Origin of the sequence: Collimonas fungivorans (assembly GCF_001584145.1) — a bacterium.
Taxonomy (GTDB): domain Bacteria; phylum Pseudomonadota; class Gammaproteobacteria; order Burkholderiales; family Burkholderiaceae_D; genus Collimonas; species Collimonas fungivorans.
Map to the genome: position 1 here is coordinate 2367945 of NZ_CP013232.1, position 17140 is coordinate 2385084.

The window sequence follows — 17140 nt, forward strand, 5'->3', positions numbered from 1 at the left end:
AGCGATGCTGCTTATTGTTTCTTTGCTTCCGTATTTTCTTGGGAGACGATTGCAGGGACGTCCGAAGCGGCTTTTTGCAGTGCTGCCAGCCTGTCAGAATTTTCAGCACGCTGACGATTTCTCTTGCGCTTCGGCGTGCCCATCAGGTATAAAACAATTGTCAAAGGAAAAACACCGTACAGCAAAAACGTCATCACACCGGCAACTGGAGTAACTTCTGTAATTGCCATCATGAAGACGACGTAAATCCAGGCGATGGCGACGATGTACATTTTGGTTCCTGCTTTAGAGTCAATCCGATAAAAGATACACGAAAATAAGCCAAAACAACGGTCACAGCATGAATTCGCCTAATATCACGCCTAATTTTTCCGTCTTCGATCCTGCCGCATTGTCGCAACTCTCGCAGCAGTTCAGCCAAGCATTCAATCCGCAATTCTTCCAGCAGCTCAGCCATATCGCCGATCCCGGCATGTTCCTGGGTTTCAATCCATCGGCACCAAACCAGAACGGCGCGGCAGGTTTCGGCGAGCTCGGCATTTCGCTGGACCCGGCGGCGCTGGAAAAGCTGCAGGCGGAATACACGCAGCAGTTGTCTGCGCTATGGAAGGACATGCTGGCGGCGCGCATTCCCGCCATCGCCGACCGCCGTTTCAGCGCTGCGGCCTGGCATGGCAATCCGGTGTATGCCTTCAATGCAGCGGCGTATCTGCTGAACGCCCATTTCCTGACGGCGATGGTCGAAGCGCTGGATGCGCCGCCCAAGATCAAGCGCAAGATCGGCTTTACCGTGCAGCAGATGATAGACGCCATGGCGCCGTCCAATTTCCTGGCGACCAATCCGGCGGCGCAGCAGAAAATTGTCGAAACCAATGGCGAAAGCCTGACCAAAGGCATTGCCCAGATGATCGCGGACATGCACAAGGGCCGGGTGTCGCAGACTGACGAGTCGGCGTTCGAGGTCGGCAAGGATGTGGCGACCACCGAAGGCGCCGTGGTGTTCGAGAACGATTTGTTCCAGCTGATCCAGTACGCGCCGCTGACGGCCAAGGTGTACCAGCGGCCGTTGCTGATCGTGCCGCCGTGCATCAACAAATTTTACATCCTTGACCTGCAGCCGCAAAACTCGCTGGTGCGCTACGCAGTGGAGCAGGGACACAGCGTGTTCCTGGTTTCCTGGCGCAACGCCGACGAGTCGATGGCGCAGACTACCTGGGACCAGTACATCGTCGACGGCGCCATCCGGGCGATCCAGGCGGTGCAGGACATATCCGGCCAGGACAAGATCAATACACTGGGTTTCTGCGTCGGCGGCACGATCTTGTCGACCGCCCTGGCGAAGCTGGCGGCGGAAAAGAACAACCCGATCGCCAGCCTGACCCTGCTCACCGCCTTCCTCGATTTCAGCGATACCGGCATCCTCGACGTCTATATCGACGACATGCAGATCCGCATGCGGGAACAAGCCATAGGCCAGGGCGGCCTGATGCCGGGACGTGAATTCGGCTCCGCGTTTTCCAGCTTGCGTCCGAATGACCTGCTGTGGAATTATGTCGAATCGAATTACCTCAAGGGCGAGCAGCCGACGCCTTTCGATCTGTTGTACTGGAATGCCGACAGCACCAACCTGCCGGGCCCGATGTTCTGTTATTACCTGCGCCACATGTACCTGGACAATTCGCTGAAAGAGGCTGGCAAGCTGACGGTAGGCGGGCAAAAAATCGACCTCGGCAAGATCGATGCGCCGACTTTCATTTATGCCTCGCGCGAAGACCACATCGTGCCCTGGGCCTCGGCCTATGCCTCGGTTTCACTGCTGAATCCTGAGAAGCCGAAGCAGAACCGTTTTGTGCTCGGCGCTTCCGGCCACATCGCCGGCGTGATCAATCCGCCGGCAAAGAAGAAACGAAGTTATTGGACGAACAAGACAGCTGCCGCCGATGCCGAAGCCTGGCTGGCGGCGGCGGTTGAGCATCCCGGCAGCTGGTGGACCGAATGGGCGGAATTTTTATCCGGACATGCAGGAAAACAGGTGGCCGCGCCGCGCAAATTAGGAAATACTAAGTACGGCATCATCGAACCGGCGCCGGGCCGGTATGTCAAAGTCAGGGCAGAATAAAACGCAGCGGGAAGACTGTCGGGGAAGCGGTAGCCAGGAAGCAGATGGATTTTTTGAATTGTTTTTTTGAAGGAGACAAGAGATGGCAAAGCGAATCGTTTATGTGACAGGGGGAATGGGCGGCATCGGTACCCCAATTTGTACTCGTCTTTGCACAGATGGCTACACCGTGGTTGCCGGCTGCGGGCCGAATTCCACACGCAAGGATAAATGGCTGGCCGACATGCGCGCCAAGGGTTTCGATATCCACGCTTCGGAAGGCAATGTCTCCAACTGGGAATCGACCAAGGCGGCGTTCGAAAAGGTCAAGGCGGAAGTCGGCGAAGTCGACATCCTGATCAACAACGCCGGCATTACCCGCGACGGCCAGTTCCGCAAGATGTCCAAGGCCGACTGGGATGCTGTCATCGACACCAACCTGAATTCGCTGTTCAACGTCACCAAGCAGGTCATCGACGGCATGGCGGACCGCGGCTGGGGACGGATTGTCAATATTTCATCGGTCAACGGCCAGAAGGGCCAGTTCGGCCAGACCAACTACTCGACGGCAAAAGCGGGGATTCACGGCTTCACGATGGCGCTGGCGCAGGAAGTGGCGACCAAGGGCGTTACCGTCAATACCGTGTCGCCAGGTTATGTCGGCACCGACATGGTGCGTTCGATCCGGCCTGACGTGCTGGAAAAGATCGTCGCCGGGATCCCGGTGAAACGCCTGGGCGAACCGGAAGAAATCGCATCCATCATCTCCTGGATCGTATCGGAAGAGGGCGGCTACGCCACCGGTTCCGACTTCTCGCTGAACGGCGGCCTGCACATGGGCTGATGTCCCTGTTGGTGTCAGCTCCCGCGTGGATTGTCTTGCAATTCACGCGGTTTATTGCGTATGCTTGCTTGTATTGCAATGCAATAAAACTCCCTGCACTGTCTTGGCACGTGCATATAATGGAGATGTACTGTAGCAAATGTCGATTGCTAAAGTAACAAATATAAAATGCGTTATGGGCGCAGCAACCTGGGACTGAAATGACTACACCAAAAAAAATGTCTGAACGTTTGATCAAGAAGTATCCGAATCGTCGCCTGTACGATACGCAAACCAGTTCATACATTACCCTGACCGACGTCAAGCAGCTGGTGCTGGACAACGAAGAGTTCGTTGTGCTGGACGCCAAGACCGAGGACGATCTGACGCGCAGCATCCTGTTGCAGATCATCCTGGAAGAAGAGTCGAATGGCACACCCATGTTTTCCAGCGCGGCGCTGTCGCAAATCATCCGCTACTACGGCCACGCCATGCAGGGGATGATGGGTTCTTACCTGGAAAAGAACATCCAGGCCTTTATCGATATCCAGAACAAGCTCACCGAAAATTCCAAGGGTTTCTACGAGGGCAAGCCCTTCAGCCCGGAAATGTGGGCGCAGTTCATGAATGTCCAGGGGCCGATGATGCAGGGCATGATGAGCAACTACATCGAGCAGAGCAAGGGCTTGTTCATCCAGATGCAGGAGCAGATGCAAAACCAGACCAAGAACATGTTCGGCACTTTCCCGTTTGCCCCGCCGCCGCCGGACAAGACAAAAAAATAATCATCCGCTCACGCCTTGCACGGTTTTTAGAAGACGTACAGGGTAACCATGGCAGTGGAAGGGGTACAATAGCGACTTTGCTTTGACCCCACCTCCCGCCATGTCCAACGTCATTTCCGCAGCGCCTGCCGTACCTGTTGCCGCCCCTAAGGTCGGTTTCGTCTCCCTTGGTTGCCCAAAGGCACTAGTCGACTCCGAACAAATCCTGACCCAGCTGCGCGCGGAAGGTTATGAAACTGCCAAGTCGTACCAGGGCGCGGACCTGGTGATCGTCAATACCTGCGGTTTTATCGACGCTGCGGTGCAAGAGTCGCTGGACGCCATCGGCGAAGCCCTGAGCGAAAACGGCAAGGTCATCGTGACCGGCTGCCTGGGCGCCAAGAAAGACGCCGACGGCGACGATATCATCCAGAAAATCCACCCGAAAGTGCTGGAAGTGACCGGCCCGCATGCGGTCGGCGAAGTCATGTTTGCCGTGCACAAGCACCTGCCCAAGCCGCACGCGCCGTTCTTTGACCTGCTGCCGCCGCAGGGCGTCAAGCTGACGCCCAAGCATTTCGCTTACCTGAAAATTTCGGAAGGCTGTAACCACCGCTGCAGTTTTTGCATCATCCCGTCGATGCGCGGCGACCTGGTGTCGCGCCCGATCGCCGATGTCATGCTGGAAGCCGAAAACCTGTTCAAGGCCGGTGTCAAAGAGTTGCTGGTGATTTCGCAAGACACCAGCGCCTACGGTGTCGACGTCAAATTCCGCATGGGCTTCTGGAACGGCAAGCCGGTCAAGACCCACATGACGCAACTGGTTACGGCGCTGGGCGAACTGGCCGCGCAATACGGCGCCTGGGTGCGCCTGCATTACGTTTATCCGTACCCGCACGTCGACCAGATCATCCCGCTGATGGCTGAAGGCAAGATACTGCCTTACCTCGACGTGCCGCTGCAGCATGCCCATCCCGATGTGCTGAAGCGCATGAAGCGCCCGGCCAGCGGTGAAAAGAATATCGAGCGAATCCAGGCCTGGCGCGCGATGTGCCCGGACCTCACCATCCGCTCCACTTTCATCGCCGGCTTCCCGGGCGAAACCGAGGCCGAATTCGAATACCTGCTGGACTTCCTGAAAGAGGCTGAAATCGACCGCCTCGGCTGCTTCGCCTATTCGCCGGTGGAGGGTGCGACCGCCAACGCCCTGGATAATCCGGTGCCGGAAGAGTTGCGCGAAGAGCGCCGCGGCCGCGTCATGCAGCTGCAGGAAGAAATTTCCAAGAAACGCCTGCAAGCCAAGGTCGGCAAGACCATGCGAGTGCTGATTGACTCCGTCGACCGTAACGGCGGCGTCGGCCGTTCCAGCGCCGATGCGCCGGAAATCGACGGCGTGGTGTACGTCAAGCCGCCATATGAACCGCACAAGAAGCTGGTGGTCGGCGAATTTGTCGACGTCGCCATCACCGCCTCCGATGCACATGACCTGTGGGCTGCTGCATGATGGCAGGGAAGTTTGTCGTGGTACTGACGCTGTTGACCGCTTTTGCCGCTGCACCAGTGTTTGCCGATAATGGGAGTGCCGCGGTTGCGCCTGCAGCGACAGCGGGCGCGCAAGATCTGTTCGCCAGGCCGCTGACCTTGCGCGGCACGCTGGGCGATGCGCAGATCGAAATGCACCTGCAGCTGAAGCCGGATCCGACCGAAGGCATCCAGGGTACTTACGTGATTGTCGGCCAATCCGCCAAAATCCTGCTGGCAGGCGAATCGGACAATGCCGATGTCATCATGGAAGAATCCATCAACGGCAAGGATGTCTCGGGCGAGTGGGCCGGCAAGCTGGTCGGCGATACGTTCAGCGGCACCTGGTCCACTACCGACGATGCGGTGACGAAACCTTTCGCCTTGACTGTCCAGGCCGCCAGATCCGCTCAGTAAAATCCTCTAAAACCATCATTGAACATGGCAAAAAAGAATTCTCAAACCGCATTGATGCACAGCGATTACACCGCGCCGGCAGGTTTTGACGCGTTCCCGGTGGCGATTCACCATGCTTCTACCGTGCTGTTCAAGAATGTGGCGGCAATGCGCGCGCGCGAGTGGCAGGAAAAGAACAGTTATACCTACGGCCTGCACGGCACGCCAACCTCATTCACGCTGGAAGCGCGCCTGGCGGAAATCGAAGGCGGCCAGCACTGCCTGCTGGCGCCCAGCGGCCTGGCCGCGATCACCATGGTTGACCTGGCCCTGCTGAAAAGCGGCGACGACGTGCTGCTGCCGGACAATGTGTACAACCCCAACCGCGAGCTCGGCAACTGGCTGTCCAAGGACTTCGGCATTACCGCGCGCTATTACGATCCTATGGTCGGCGCCGGCATCGCCAGCCTGATCCAGCCGAACACCCGCCTGGTGTGGACCGAGGCGCCGGGTTCGGTATCGATGGAAGTGCCGGACCTGCCGGCCATCTGCGCCGCCGCGCACGCCAAGGGCGTGCTGGTGGCGATAGACAATACCTGGTCGGCCGGCCTGGCTTTGCGCGCTTTCGATCTTGGCGTCGACATCGTGATGCAAGCGTTGACCAAATACCAGTCGGGCGGATCGGACGTGCTGATGGGTGCGGTAATCACCAGGGATCCGGCCCTGAACCAGAAGCTGCAGATGGCGCACATGCGGCTCGGTTTCGGCGTCGGCATGGACGATGCCTACCTGGTGCTGCGCAGCCTGCCGACCATGAAACTGCGCTTCGACGCGCACGATGCCGGCGCTCGCACGGTCGCCGCCTGGCTGCAGCAACAGCCGCAGATCAGCCGGATGCTGCATCCGGCGTTTGCGGATTGCCCCGGACATGAAAACTGGAAGCGTGATTTCACCGGCGCGGGCGGCTTGTTTTCGGTGCTGTTCGATGCGCGCCATAGCGAAGAACAGACCGACCGTTTCGTCGACAGCCTGCAACTGTTCAAGATCGGCTACAGCTGGGGTGGCGCCAACAGCCTCTGCGTACCTTACCGGATCCAGGGCATGCGCAAGAACTGGCAGGACCAGGGCACGCTGGTGCGCTTCAATATCGGGCTGGAAGATCCGCAGGACCTGATTGCCGATATCGAACAGGCTTTTGCCTCCATGTAGAAGGGTAGTTCCGCTTGCAGCCGGTAATGGCCATGGACGAAGTAAAAATGCCGACCCAAGCAGGTCGGCATTTTTGTTTGCATGTCAGCGAGATAGTAAGATTTTTTCTAAAAGATAATAGCCAAATCCCAGCGTTGATCTGCCCGACGCCTGATAGTTGTCATACCAGAGCTGCGCCCGCTCGCCAAAGGCCGCAGCGTCCGGATCTGCCGGATAGGCAGTCACATGGCGCATCATTGTCTGGTAGTACAAACCTTCGTATTGATCCCACTCGTCGTCGCTGCTAATCGTAGATGTCAGCAGCTTGTAGCCGTGCGCCAGCGCACGTTGAGCATTCTGCGAATGGCTGGTGAGTTCGTCCCGCGTTGCGCCGAGAATGGCAAGATACTGGTCCGCAGGCGGCTGTTTCCAATATCCTTCGCCGACCAGCAGCAAGCCTCCCGGCTTGAGCCATTGCATGCAAGTAGAGAGGCAGGGCTCAAAACCGCCGAAGACATGGCTTGAGCCGATGCAGATGATGGCGTCGTAGCCGTCGGTTGGAAGCGGATGAGGTTCAACCTGGCTTTCGACAAGAGTCAGGCGAGGATCGCCTGGATTGCTGGCCGTCCAAGCACTTGCAGCTTCAGCCAGGAACCGCGCATTGATGTCGACGCCGACGCCGCGCGCCGGCATCGACTGCACCAGTTCACGCAGCAGTGCGGCTTTGCCGCATCCGGCATCCAGCACCAAGGCATTTGGAGGCAGATCGAGTGCGGCTATTAATTCGCGGGCCTTGGCTGGCGAAAGGGGGCAGCAGTAGCGATGCTCGCTATGCGAGATAGTGGTGTATTTGAATTGATCTTGGGAAGAAGCGGTCATGCTCATGTATTCCTTTAAAGTGTTTGGTTTTCATTTCACTCATTAAAGAAATACAAGCTTTCATACCCGCCTCCCAATCGTTGTGTGGTTCGAAGTTCATCATAAATCGTCACGCCAGCCGTTGCAACATGTAGACGGCGTCGGCCAGGCCGGCGGGCTGCTGGTAACTGGCCAGGTTTTCCCTGGCTGGAGAATGCAATACTTCCACCGGCGCATAACCCAGCGCGCTCCAGAATGGCTGCGATTGCTGTACCGATACCAGTGCACTCCAGCGCAACCCGTTGGTCCGCGCGTGTTCCAGCGCGGTTGCTACCAGAGTATTGGCTGCGCGCCGGCCGCGCGCAGCCGGCGCAACCGCCAGGTCATGCAGGTACAGGCAGTCAGGGGCCGCCGGGATCTTGAAAGGATGGTCGAGCGCGGTGATGGCATCCTTGCTGGAAGGGTAGCTGAACAGGTAGGCGCCGGCGTCTTCCCCGTGCCCTGACCAGATCCAGCAGGTGGCCGGGGTCAGGGCCAGGCGGGCGCGGAATACGGCTTCCGATTCCAGCATAAGCGGCGGATAGCATTCCGCCTGGATTTGCATGACGGCAGGGATGTCCTTGACGGACATGACCCTGACCGAGTTGCCGTTTGCCGCAGAGGTTTTTTCGATAACCTGGATCAAGCAGGCATTGCCTTATTGTCATTCAAATCCACTATGCCCTTGATCAGGCGATAGCCCTTCCACAGCCAGGCAATGCCCCACACCGCGAAGGCCAGCGGGATGCCGAGCACGGTCAGGAACAGGGCGCCGCCGACGACCATCCACAGCAGATACCACCAGAATGAGCGGATTTGCCAGTTATGGTGGCTGTATACGAAGGTGTCCGCCGCATCCGAGCGTTTGACATAATTGATGATCAGGGGGATCCAGGAGAGCGCCCCCAGGGAAAACAGCAGGCTGGCTGCATGAAACAGGTAGAGCCACCAGGCAAGGTTTTTTTCGGAATGCAGCTTGCTATCGAAGACTAGTTCTTGTGCCATGACTGTCCTTTATATGAAAAGAGGCGCTGGATTCTTCAGGAATTACGCCAATACAGGCAAGATGCCATCCAAACCGACAAAATTCAAGGCCACGCTGGCTTGCGCCCTTACCACCGGCTTGGCGCGGAAGGCTACCGACAGGCCGGCGATCCGCATCATGGCGAGGTCGTTGGCGCCGTCGCCCATGACGATCGCCTGGCTGGGAGCGATATTCAGTCCGGCGCAGACGCGTTCGACCGTCAGCTTTTTCTCCTCGGCATTGACGATACCACCCAGCACTTTGCCGGTCAGCTTGCCGTTGACGATTTCCAGCACGTTGGAATGAGCGTAATCGAGTCCGAGTGTGGCTTTCATGTGGTCGGTAAAAAAAGTGAAGCCGCCCGACACCAGCAAGGTCTTGAGGCCGGCTGCCTTGACCGCCGCCAGCATGTTTTCCGCTCCCGGCGACAATTGCAGCCGTTCGTCCAGCACCCGCTGCAGCGCCGTCGCTTCCAGGCCCTTGAGCAAGGCCACGCGTCGGGTCAGGCTTTCATTGAACTCCAGCTCGCCGCGCATCGCCGCTTCGGTAATTGCCGAGACTTGCGGCTTCAAACCCTGCATGTCGGCAATTTCATCGATGCATTCGATCGTGATCAGGGTCGAGTCCATGTCCATGGCCAGCAATTTGAAATCACCGAGTTTCGGCGCCGCCGGCAGCCAGGCGCAATCGATCCGGGCACCGTAGCAGGCGGCGTCGATCAGCGTTTTCAGGCTTTCCGAATAGTCGACGCCTTCGCAACGCCAGGCATGGCGGCCGCCACTGCTGATGTCGGCAGCGGCGACGCCGGCCAAGTTGGCGATGCGGTCAATGGTGTTGCGTTCCGCGCTCAGGCTTTGCAAGATCAGTTTCATGTGTCTGTGTGGCTCTACAAAAATTCAAATAATTGGAACATCATCCCGCTAAGGCCTTGATGGTCGCCTTGACCTGGGTCAGGCGCGCCGCCAGGTCGGGCATGTTGACGGTGATGCGCAATTTGTCCTGGCCGTTCAGCTTGATATGGCGGTTTTTCTGGATCAGTTCGATGATGCGCATGGCGTCGATCGGCGGATTCGGCACGAATTGCAGCAGGGCGGAATCGGTATGCGCATCGATCTTGACGATGCCTATCGACTTGGCGGCAATTCGCAGGCGATGCGTTTCAATCAAAGCTTTGGCCGGGTCCGGCAGCTTGCCGAAGCGGTCGATCAATTCTTCCTGCAGGTCGTCGATCTTGTCAGAGGCGTTGCAATTGGCCAGGCGCTTGTAGATCGACAGCCTTTCGTGCACATCGCCGCAATAGTCGTTGGGCAGCAGGGCCGGCACGTGCAGGTTGATCTCGGTAGTGGTCGACAGTGGCGCCGCCAGGTCCGGCTCCTTGCCGTTCTTCAGGGAGCGCACGGCTTCGTTGAGCATGTCGGAATACAGCTGGAAACCGATTTCGTGCATTTCGCCCGACTGGTTATCGCCCAGTACTTCGCCGGCGCCGCGGATTTCCAGGTCGTGCATGGCCAGGTAGAAACCGCTGCCGAGTTCTTCCATCTGCTGGATCGCATCCAGCCGGCGCTGCGCCAGCTTGGTCAGGCCCTGGACGTCGTGCACCAGCAGGTAAGCGTAAGCCTGGTGATGGGAACGGCCGACGCGGCCGCGCAGCTGGTGCAACTGCGCCAGGCCGAACTTGTCGGCGCGGTGCATGATGATGGTGTTGGCGGTCGGTACGTCGATGCCGGTTTCGATGATGGTGGTGCACAGCAGGATGTTGAAGCGCTGGGCGACAAAATCGCGCATGACTTTTTCCAGGTCGCGCTCGTGCATCTGGCCATGGGCAATGGCGATGCGCGCTTCCGGCAACAGCGCTTCCAGCATCGCCTTGCGGTTCTGGATGGTTTCCACTTCATTGTGCAGGAAATAGACCTGGCCGCCGCGCTTCAGTTCGCGCAGGCAGGCTTCGCGGATGGTCGATTCGCCTTCGCTGCGCACGAAGGTCTTGATCGCCAGGCGCTTTTGCGGCGCAGTAGCGATGATGGAGAATTCGCGCAGGCCTTCCAGCGCCATGCCCAGGGTACGCGGGATAGGCGTTGCGGTCAGCGTCAGGACGTCGACCTCGGCCCGCAGCGCCTTGAGCGTTTCTTTCTGGCGCACGCCGAAACGGTGTTCTTCGTCGATGATCACCAGTCCCAGTCGCGAGAACTTGATATCGTCGGACAGCAGCTTATGGGTGCCGATCACGATGTCCAGCGTGCCGTCGGCCATGCCCTTGATGGCTTGCGTGACTTCCTTGCCGCTGCGGAAACGCGACAGTTCCGCAATCTTTACCGGCCAGTCGGCGAAGCGGTCGGCAAAGGTTTGCGCGTGCTGTTCCGCCAGCAGCGTGGTCGGCGCCAGGATCGCGACCTGTTTGCCGCCGAGCACGGCGACAAAGGCGGCGCGCAGCGCCACCTCGGTCTTGCCGAAACCGACGTCGCCGCAGATCAGGCGGTCCATCGGCTTGCCGCTGGTCATGTCCTTGATCACGGCATTGATGGCGGCGGCCTGGTCGGCGGTTTCTTCAAAGCCGAAACTCTCGGAGAAAGCTTCGTAATCGTGCGCCGAATATTCGAAAGCGTGGCCCTGGCGCAGGGCGCGCCGGGCATACAGGTTCAGCAGTTCCGCGGCGGTATCGCGCACCTGCTGCGCAGCTTTGCGCTTGGCCTTTTCCCACTGGCCCGAGCCGAGTGCATGCAGCGGCGCATCTTCCGGCGAAGCGCCGGAGTAGCGCGAAATCACATGCAGCTGCGATACCGGTACGTAAAGTTTGGTGTCCTTGGCGTATTCCAGGTGCAGGAATTCGGTTTCGCCTTCGCCCAGGTCCATGCTGAGCAAGCCCATGTAGCGGCCGATGCCGTGGTTGATGTGCACCACCGGATCGCCGATCTTGAGCTCGGACAGGTCGCGCACCATGGATTCGACCTGGGTGACGCCTTCCTGTTTTTTCTTGCCGATGCGGCGGCCCGAGCCTGCATACAGTTCGGTTTCCGTGATGAAAGCGAATTGCGGCAGTTCAAAGCCGGCATGCAAGGGCGCCACGCCCAGCATCAGTTTTTTGTCCGACGTGGTGAAGTCGGCATAACCGTCGCACAGCGCCAGCGGCAAATCGTATTCGTTGAAATACTGCTGCAAGGTTTCGCGGCGGCCGTTCGATTCGGCGCAAATCATCACGCGGCGGTCGCTTTGCAGCAGATAGGCGCGCAGGTTGGTCAGCGGGTCGTCGATGCGGCGGTTGACGGCGATATTCGGGATCGGCGCCGACAGCTCGGAAGCGGCGTCGCCATGCTGGATCACCCAGCGGCCGAACGGCTTGGCCAGGCTGAAGAAATTCTCGCCGGTCAGGAACAGGGCTTCCGGCGCCAGCAACGGGCGCTCGCGGTCCGATTTTAGGAATCTGTAGCGTGACTGGGTATCGTTCCAGAAGCGCTGGATGGCGCTATCGATATCGCCGACCAGGGCAAACATCGCGCTGGCAGGCAGGTATTCGAACAAGGTCGCCGTCTCTTCAAAAAACAGCGGCAGGTAATATTCGATGCCGGCCGAGGCGATGCCGTTGCCGATATCCTTGTAGATCGCCGAGCGCGACGGGTCGCCTTCGAACACTTCGCGCCAGCGGCTGCGGAAGGCCGAGCGCGCCGCTTCGTCCATCGGGAATTCGCGGCCCGGCAGCAGCCGGACTTCTTTCACCGGATACATCGAGCGCTGGGTGTCGGCGTCGAACGTGCGTATGGTTTCGATGGCGTCGCCGAACAGGTCAAGCCGGTACGGCAGCACCGAACCCATCGGGAAAATGTCGATCAGGCCGCCGCGCACCGAATACTCGCCGGGCGACATGACCTGGTTGACATGGCTGTAGCCGGCCAGCGTCAGCTGCGATTTCAGGCGCGCTTCATCCAGCGTCTCGCCCTGTTTGAAAAAGAAAGTGTAGCCGGCCAGGAAGGACGGCGGCGCCATCTTGACCAGGGCAGTGGTGGCAGGCACCAGCAGTACGTCGCATTGGCCGTTCTGCACCTCGTACAAGGTCGCCAGCCGCTCCGAGACCAGGTCCTGGTGCGGCGAGAAGGCGTCGTAGGGCAGGGTTTCCCAGTCCGGCAGCAAATGGCAGCGCAGGCCGTTGGTCTGCTCGGCGCCGGCCTGGAACCAGGGGATTTCGGTGCGCAGCCGCTGGCCGTCGGTGGCGTCGGCCACGATCACCACCAGCATCCTTTGCTGCGGCTTGAGCGCCAGCGCGGCTTGCGCCAATGCAAACGCATCGGCCGAACCATGCAGCGCCGGCAGGACAAAACGGGATGCCGGCTTGGGCAGCAATTTTTCTAGATCAAAGGACATCGGGGCCTATTTTGCAATATCACGCAAGCCTGCAAGGGCGTCAATAGCGGCCAAAAAAAGCCACAATACGCCTGATTTGACAGTTAAAATTCAGAGCCGCATTATAAACCACTCGATTCCCTTGAGATTGTGCATGAATCCATCCCGCTATTTTGCCCTGATTCCCGCTGCCGGCATCGGTGCCCGCGTAGGCGCGGATATCCCCAAGCAATATATGCAGCTGGCCGGCCAGCCGATGCTGATGCATGTCCTCGACACCTTTGCCGCGTCCGGCGCCATCAGCCACGTGTATGTCGTGGTCGGCGCCGATGACGGTTATATCGCCGACCTGATGGCGTCCGCGCCGCATCTGCAGGGACGGGTGACGGTGTTGTTCGATGGCGGTCCCAGCCGCCGGGATTCCGTGCTGAACGGCCTGCAAGCGATTCGCGGGCAGGCTGGCGATGACGACTGGGTGCTGGTGCATGACGCCGCCCGGCCGGGTCTGACAGGCGCCCTGATCGAGCGCCTGATTGACACCCTGCGCAACGATCCGGTCGGCGGCCTGCTGGCATTGCCGGTGGTTGATACCCTCAAGCGCAGTGACAAAAATGCCCAGGATGCGCGCGTAGTGCAAACCGTGGCGCGCACCGAACTGTGGGCCGCGCAGACCCCGCAGATGTTCCGCTATGGCTTGCTGGTGCGCGCACTGACCCTGGCAGCAGCGGTCACCGACGAAGCCAGCGCGGTCGAGCAGCTGGGCCTGCAGCCGCGCCTGGTCGAAGGCAGCCCGCGCAATTTCAAGGTAACCTTGCCGCACGATGTGGCGTTGGCAGAGCTGTTTCTAAAGGAAGAATTTTGAAGTCACTGTATTTAAGGGAGCAAGCATGAGCCAGCAGTTCCGCATCGGCCAGGGTTACGATTGCCACGCCTTGCAGGCTGGCCGGCCGCTGATTATCGGCGGCGTGACGATTCCGCATAAAACCGGCCTGCTGGGCCACTCGGACGCGGATGTGCTGCTGCACGCAATTATCGATGCCTTGTTTGGCGCCGCGGCCCTGGGCGATATCGGCCGTCATTTCTCCGATACCGACGCGCAGTTTGCCGGCGCCGATTCCCGCAAGCTGCTGCGCGAGGCGGTAAGGCTGATCGGCGCTGCCGGCTACACTGTCGGCAATATCGACTCGACCATCATCGCCCAGGCGCCGAAAATGGCGCCGCATATCCCGCAGATGGTGGCGCACATCGCCGCCGATTGCGGGATTGCCGTCAACCAGGTCAACGTCAAGGCCAAGACCAACGAAAAGCTGGGTTATCTGGGCCGGGAGGAAGGGATTGCAGCAGAGGCGGTTGCTCTGCTGCTGGCGCGCTAGGTTTTCAGCTGCAGTTCGATCTGGGTAGCCAGGCCGCCGCCTTCGCGGTTGCTGACGCGCAGCTTGCCGCCGTGCTGCTTGACGATGCGGCTGACGATCGCCAGGCCGAGGCCTGAACCGTTGGCTTGTCCGCGCGCGACATCGAGCCGGGTGAACGGCCGCAGTAAACGGTCTATCTCGTTGTCCGGCACGCCGGCGCCGTGGTCGGCGATGTTCAGGATGACCTTGTCCTGGCGCACTTGGCAGCTGATATCGACTTCGACGCATTCATCGCCTTCTTTCTTGCCGTAGCGGCGCGAATTTTCTATCAGGTTGTTGAATACGCGCGTGAGTTCGGTTTCATTGCCGGAAACGTGGACATTCGGCGTGATGATGGTCTGGATCCGGATGTCGGCATGGCGCGCGGCGGTCTGCACCACACTGTCGATCAGTTCGCTGAGGTTGATTCTCTCGAAGCTGCTGGTGTCCGTCGGTTTTGCGTAATGCAGGAACTGGCCGATGATGCCGTCCATCTGCGCCAGGTCGGATTGCATGCCGGTGCGGGCGTCGTCGGACAAGTTAGCCATTTCCACTTCCAGCAGCATGCGCGCCAGCGGCGTGCGCAAATCGTGGGAAATGCCGGCCAGGATGATGGCCCGGTCCGATTCGATGCGCTGCAGGTCGCTGACCATCTGGTTAAAGCTGCGGTTGGCTTCCTCGATTTCAGTCGGGCCGGTTTCAGGCAGCGGTTCAGGCTGCAAGCCCTTGGCTACCGCGCGGGTGGCGGCGGTCAGGCGCGACAGCGGCTGGTTGATCAGGGTCGAAATGAACATCGCCCCCAGCAGCGACAATACCAGCGCGACGCTGCCCCACTGCAGCCATTGCACGCCGGAGCTGCGCTCGACCCGCTCGCTGTCGAGCATCAGCCAGTATTCGTCGCTGTCGATCTTGAAGCTGATCCAGAAACCGCCGATATCGTTGACCTTGGATGAAAACCGGGTCTGGTTGCCGAGCCTGGCGCGTACTTCGCGTTCCAGGTCGGGCATCAGGGCATTGTCGGGCGGCGGCTCGATCTGGTCGGTATCTTCCAGCGGATAAATCCGGATGCCTTCATTGCTGGCCAGGTCGAACAGCAGTTCGCTGCGCAGGTCCGGCGCCGAATGGGTGAGGGCAGCGCGGGTAATCGTGACGATGGAGATGATCTGCGCGGCGACCTGCTGCGCGCGCGGGCCGCGCTCGACGATCTTGAAGCTGGCGACCCAGGTCACCATGCTGACCGTGATCAGGAACGCGATCATGAAAAAGGTCCGCCACATCAGACCGCTTTTCAGCCAGGCCAGCCGGTGCGGAGTTACCATCTGGCCGGGCGCTGGCGAGGGAAGGACGATGCCGCGCAGGGCATCAGCGCGGCTGGCCTTCGGGAATGAAGACATAACCGAGTCCCCATACAGTCTGGATGTAGAGCGGGCTGGCCGGATCCGGTTCGATCAGCTTGCGCAGGCGCGAAATCTGGACGTCCAGGCTGCGGTCGAATACTTCGTATTCGCGGCCGCGCGCCAGTTCCATCAGCTTTTCGCGCGACAGCGGCTGCCGCGCGTGCCGCGCAAACACCTTGAGCACGGAGAATTCACCGGTGGTGAGCGGGATCGACTCGCCGTTCTTTTTCAGAGTACGGGTGCCGAGGTCGAGGATGAATTCGCCGAACTCGAAAGACTGCGGCGTTTCCGACGGCGCTCCCGGCAGTTCGTCCGGCCCCTTGCGGCGCAGCACGGCGCCGATGCGCGCCACCAGCTCGCGCGGGTTGAACGGTTTGGGCAGGTAATCGTCGGCGCCCATTTCCAGCCCGACGATGCGGTCCACGTCTTCGCCTTTGGCGGTCAGCATGATGATCGGCGTCTGGTCGCCTGCGCCGCGCAGGCGGCGGCAGATCGCCAGGCCGTCTTCGCCCGGCAGCATCAGGTCCAGCACCAGCAGGTCGTAGCGCTCGCGTATCCAGAGCTTGTTCATGGCCTGGGCGTTCTCGGCCGTGACTACCTGGAAGCCTTGTTCCGTCAGGTATCGTCGCAGCAGGTCACGCAAGCGGACGTCGTCGTCGACCACCAGGATTTTATGTTGGTGGGCATTGCTTGTTTGGTTTTGGGTGTTGATCGTATTCATGGTCGTATGGTAACGTCAGAGTGCGCTTCAGAAATACAGTAAAAGCCCATGGATTACAAAGTGTTACACACTTTACCAAAAACATCTTATGCTCATTTATGGGGAAGCTTACACTTAATTTGTGACGATTAAATCTTAACCGTTATCCTGAATTCACAGAAGAAGTCCATATGATGAAGATGTTTCGGAAAATCAGTGTCTGTTTATTGTTGCTGTCGGCAATGATGAGCGCCTCTGCACGTTCCGACCGCATGGCCGACGACCGCGGCGGCGACCGTCGCGCGCCGCCGCCCTCGCAGTACGAACCACGGCGCGGCCAGGCGCCGGATGAGCAATGGCAGAACCGCGGCCGCGGCTCTGACCCTAACGAGGGACGCGGCCGGATGTCGCCGGATGAGCGGCGCGCCTTGCGCCAGCAGATCGACAGGGCTGGTCGGGATATTTATCCGCCGCGGCGCTGATATCGTCAAATAGAACATGCCAGCTGGATGGCGCAGGGAACCGGTGATGAAGATCGCCGGTTTTTTATTGTGCGTTGAATTTTAAAGAAAACGGGCAGGGACAGACATAGCCGTCTTATTCCTGGCG

17 protein-coding genes are annotated in these 17140 nt (G+C 59.5%); 9 read left to right on the forward strand and 8 right to left on the reverse strand.

The features are described from left to right. Nucleotides 1-11: 11 nt before the first annotated feature. Complete coding sequence (locus CFter6_RS10160; protein ID WP_061539822.1) at nucleotides 12-272, reverse strand: hypothetical protein; 261 nt, start codon at nucleotides 270-272, stop codon at nucleotides 12-14. Nucleotides 273-340: 68 nt separating this feature from the next. Between CFter6_RS10160 and phaC the strand changes: the two genes are divergently transcribed. From phaC to CFter6_RS10190, 6 genes are all read left to right on the forward strand, one after another. Next, nucleotides 341-2119 carry a class I poly(R)-hydroxyalkanoic acid synthase gene (gene phaC / locus CFter6_RS10165; RefSeq protein WP_061539823.1) on the forward strand — a complete coding sequence of 593 codons (1779 nt, stop codon included), beginning with the start codon at nucleotides 341-343 and terminating at the stop codon, nucleotides 2117-2119. An 82-nt stretch (nucleotides 2120-2201) separates the two neighbouring features. Next, nucleotides 2202-2942 carry a 3-ketoacyl-ACP reductase gene (locus CFter6_RS10170; RefSeq protein ID WP_014005762.1) on the forward strand — a complete coding sequence of 247 codons (741 nt, stop codon included), beginning with the start codon at nucleotides 2202-2204 and terminating at the stop codon, nucleotides 2940-2942. Between the two features lie 200 nt (nucleotides 2943-3142). Continuing rightward, complete coding sequence (gene phaR / locus CFter6_RS10175; RefSeq protein ID WP_014005763.1) at nucleotides 3143-3706, forward strand: polyhydroxyalkanoate synthesis repressor PhaR; 564 nt, start codon at nucleotides 3143-3145, stop codon at nucleotides 3704-3706. 100 nt (nucleotides 3707-3806) lie between these two features. Beyond that, entirely contained in the window at nucleotides 3807-5189 is a 1383-nt protein-coding gene (gene rimO / locus CFter6_RS10180) for a 30S ribosomal protein S12 methylthiotransferase RimO (protein ID WP_061539824.1), read from the forward strand. Beyond that, entirely contained in the window at nucleotides 5186-5623 is a 438-nt protein-coding gene (locus CFter6_RS10185) for a hypothetical protein (protein ID WP_150118697.1), read from the forward strand. Before rimO ends, CFter6_RS10185 begins: the two co-directional genes overlap by 4 nt. 24 nt (nucleotides 5624-5647) lie before the next feature. Then, entirely contained in the window at nucleotides 5648-6811 is a 1164-nt protein-coding gene (locus CFter6_RS10190; RefSeq protein ID WP_061539826.1) for a cystathionine beta-lyase, read from the forward strand. Nucleotides 6812-6895: 84 nt separating this feature from the next. On the opposite strand, the gene CFter6_RS10195 is transcribed toward CFter6_RS10190, so the two are convergent. The 5 genes from CFter6_RS10195 to mfd form a co-directional block, all read right to left on the reverse strand. Beyond that, nucleotides 6896-7669, reverse strand: a complete 774-nt coding sequence (locus tag CFter6_RS10195) for a class I SAM-dependent methyltransferase (RefSeq protein ID WP_061542299.1) — start codon at nucleotides 7667-7669, stop codon at nucleotides 6896-6898. 109 nt (nucleotides 7670-7778) lie between these two features. Next, nucleotides 7779-8333: a GNAT family N-acetyltransferase gene (locus CFter6_RS10200; protein ID WP_205631462.1), complete on the reverse strand. Its 555-nt coding sequence runs from the start codon at nucleotides 8331-8333 to the stop codon at nucleotides 7779-7781. Beyond that, nucleotides 8330-8692: a DUF4870 family protein gene (locus CFter6_RS10205; protein ID WP_061539827.1), complete on the reverse strand. Its 363-nt coding sequence runs from the start codon at nucleotides 8690-8692 to the stop codon at nucleotides 8330-8332. The genes CFter6_RS10200 and CFter6_RS10205 overlap by 4 nt, the downstream gene beginning before the upstream one ends. 42 nt (nucleotides 8693-8734) lie before the next feature. Further along, on the reverse strand, nucleotides 8735-9583 hold the full coding sequence (serB, locus tag CFter6_RS10210; RefSeq protein ID WP_061539828.1) for a phosphoserine phosphatase SerB: 849 nt from the start codon (nucleotides 9581-9583) through the stop codon (nucleotides 8735-8737). Between the two features lie 40 nt (nucleotides 9584-9623). Next, nucleotides 9624-13064: a transcription-repair coupling factor gene (gene mfd, locus CFter6_RS10215; RefSeq protein WP_061539829.1), complete on the reverse strand. Its 3441-nt coding sequence runs from the start codon at nucleotides 13062-13064 to the stop codon at nucleotides 9624-9626. 133 nt (nucleotides 13065-13197) lie between these two features. On the opposite strand from mfd, the gene ispD reads away from it, so the two are divergent. Further along, nucleotides 13198-13905 carry a 2-C-methyl-D-erythritol 4-phosphate cytidylyltransferase gene (ispD, locus tag CFter6_RS10220; RefSeq protein WP_061539830.1) on the forward strand — a complete coding sequence of 236 codons (708 nt, stop codon included), beginning with the start codon at nucleotides 13198-13200 and terminating at the stop codon, nucleotides 13903-13905. A gap of 25 nt (nucleotides 13906-13930) precedes the next feature. Next, nucleotides 13931-14416 (forward strand): 2-C-methyl-D-erythritol 2,4-cyclodiphosphate synthase, encoded by a 486-nt coding sequence (gene ispF / locus CFter6_RS10225; RefSeq protein WP_061539831.1) that lies wholly within the window; start codon nucleotides 13931-13933, stop codon nucleotides 14414-14416. On the opposite strand, the gene CFter6_RS10230 is transcribed toward ispF, so the two are convergent. Continuing rightward, nucleotides 14413-15753, reverse strand: a complete 1341-nt coding sequence (locus tag CFter6_RS10230) for a sensor histidine kinase (RefSeq protein WP_061542301.1) — start codon at nucleotides 15751-15753, stop codon at nucleotides 14413-14415. The genes ispF and CFter6_RS10230 overlap by 4 nt on opposite strands. A gap of 43 nt (nucleotides 15754-15796) precedes the next feature. Further along, a complete protein-coding gene (gene ompR / locus CFter6_RS10235) occupies nucleotides 15797-16552 on the reverse strand; it encodes an osmolarity response regulator transcription factor OmpR (protein ID WP_014005780.1) in 756 nt (251 codons plus the stop codon). A gap of 170 nt (nucleotides 16553-16722) precedes the next feature. On the opposite strand from ompR, the gene CFter6_RS10240 reads away from it, so the two are divergent. Next, a complete protein-coding gene (locus CFter6_RS10240; RefSeq protein ID WP_061539832.1) occupies nucleotides 16723-17013 on the forward strand; it encodes a hypothetical protein in 291 nt (96 codons plus the stop codon). The last annotated feature ends 127 nt before the right edge of the window (nucleotides 17014-17140 follow it).

Excerpts from the sequence above, each read along its gene's own strand:
- CFter6_RS10240 (WP_061539832.1), top strand. The coding sequence starts at position 16,723 with ATGATGAAGATGTTTCGGAAAATCAGTGTCTGTTTATTGTTGCTGTCG.
- serB (WP_061539828.1), bottom strand. The coding sequence starts at position 9,583 with ATGAAACTGATCTTGCAAAGCCTGAGCGCGGAACGCAACACCATTGAC.
- rimO (WP_061539824.1), top strand. The coding sequence starts at position 3,807 with ATGTCCAACGTCATTTCCGCAGCGCCTGCCGTACCTGTTGCCGCCCCT.
- mfd (WP_061539829.1), bottom strand. The coding sequence starts at position 13,064 with ATGTCCTTTGATCTAGAAAAATTGCTGCCCAAGCCGGCATCCCGTTTT.
- phaR (WP_014005763.1), top strand. The coding sequence starts at position 3,143 with ATGACTACACCAAAAAAAATGTCTGAACGTTTGATCAAGAAGTATCCG.
- CFter6_RS10170 (WP_014005762.1), top strand. The coding sequence starts at position 2,202 with ATGGCAAAGCGAATCGTTTATGTGACAGGGGGAATGGGCGGCATCGGT.
- CFter6_RS10190 (WP_061539826.1), top strand. The coding sequence starts at position 5,648 with ATGGCAAAAAAGAATTCTCAAACCGCATTGATGCACAGCGATTACACC.
- phaC (WP_061539823.1), top strand. The coding sequence starts at position 341 with ATGAATTCGCCTAATATCACGCCTAATTTTTCCGTCTTCGATCCTGCC.
- ompR (WP_014005780.1), bottom strand. The coding sequence starts at position 16,552 with ATGAATACGATCAACACCCAAAACCAAACAAGCAATGCCCACCAACAT.
- ispF (WP_061539831.1), top strand. The coding sequence starts at position 13,931 with ATGAGCCAGCAGTTCCGCATCGGCCAGGGTTACGATTGCCACGCCTTG.
- CFter6_RS10160 (WP_061539822.1), bottom strand. The coding sequence starts at position 272 with ATGTACATCGTCGCCATCGCCTGGATTTACGTCGTCTTCATGATGGCA.
- CFter6_RS10205 (WP_061539827.1), bottom strand. The coding sequence starts at position 8,692 with ATGGCACAAGAACTAGTCTTCGATAGCAAGCTGCATTCCGAAAAAAAC.
- CFter6_RS10185 (WP_150118697.1), top strand. The coding sequence starts at position 5,186 with ATGATGGCAGGGAAGTTTGTCGTGGTACTGACGCTGTTGACCGCTTTT.
- CFter6_RS10230 (WP_061542301.1), bottom strand. The coding sequence starts at position 15,753 with ATGGTAACTCCGCACCGGCTGGCCTGGCTGAAAAGCGGTCTGATGTGG.
- CFter6_RS10195 (WP_061542299.1), bottom strand. The coding sequence starts at position 7,669 with ATGACCGCTTCTTCCCAAGATCAATTCAAATACACCACTATCTCGCAT.
- ispD (WP_061539830.1), top strand. The coding sequence starts at position 13,198 with ATGAATCCATCCCGCTATTTTGCCCTGATTCCCGCTGCCGGCATCGGT.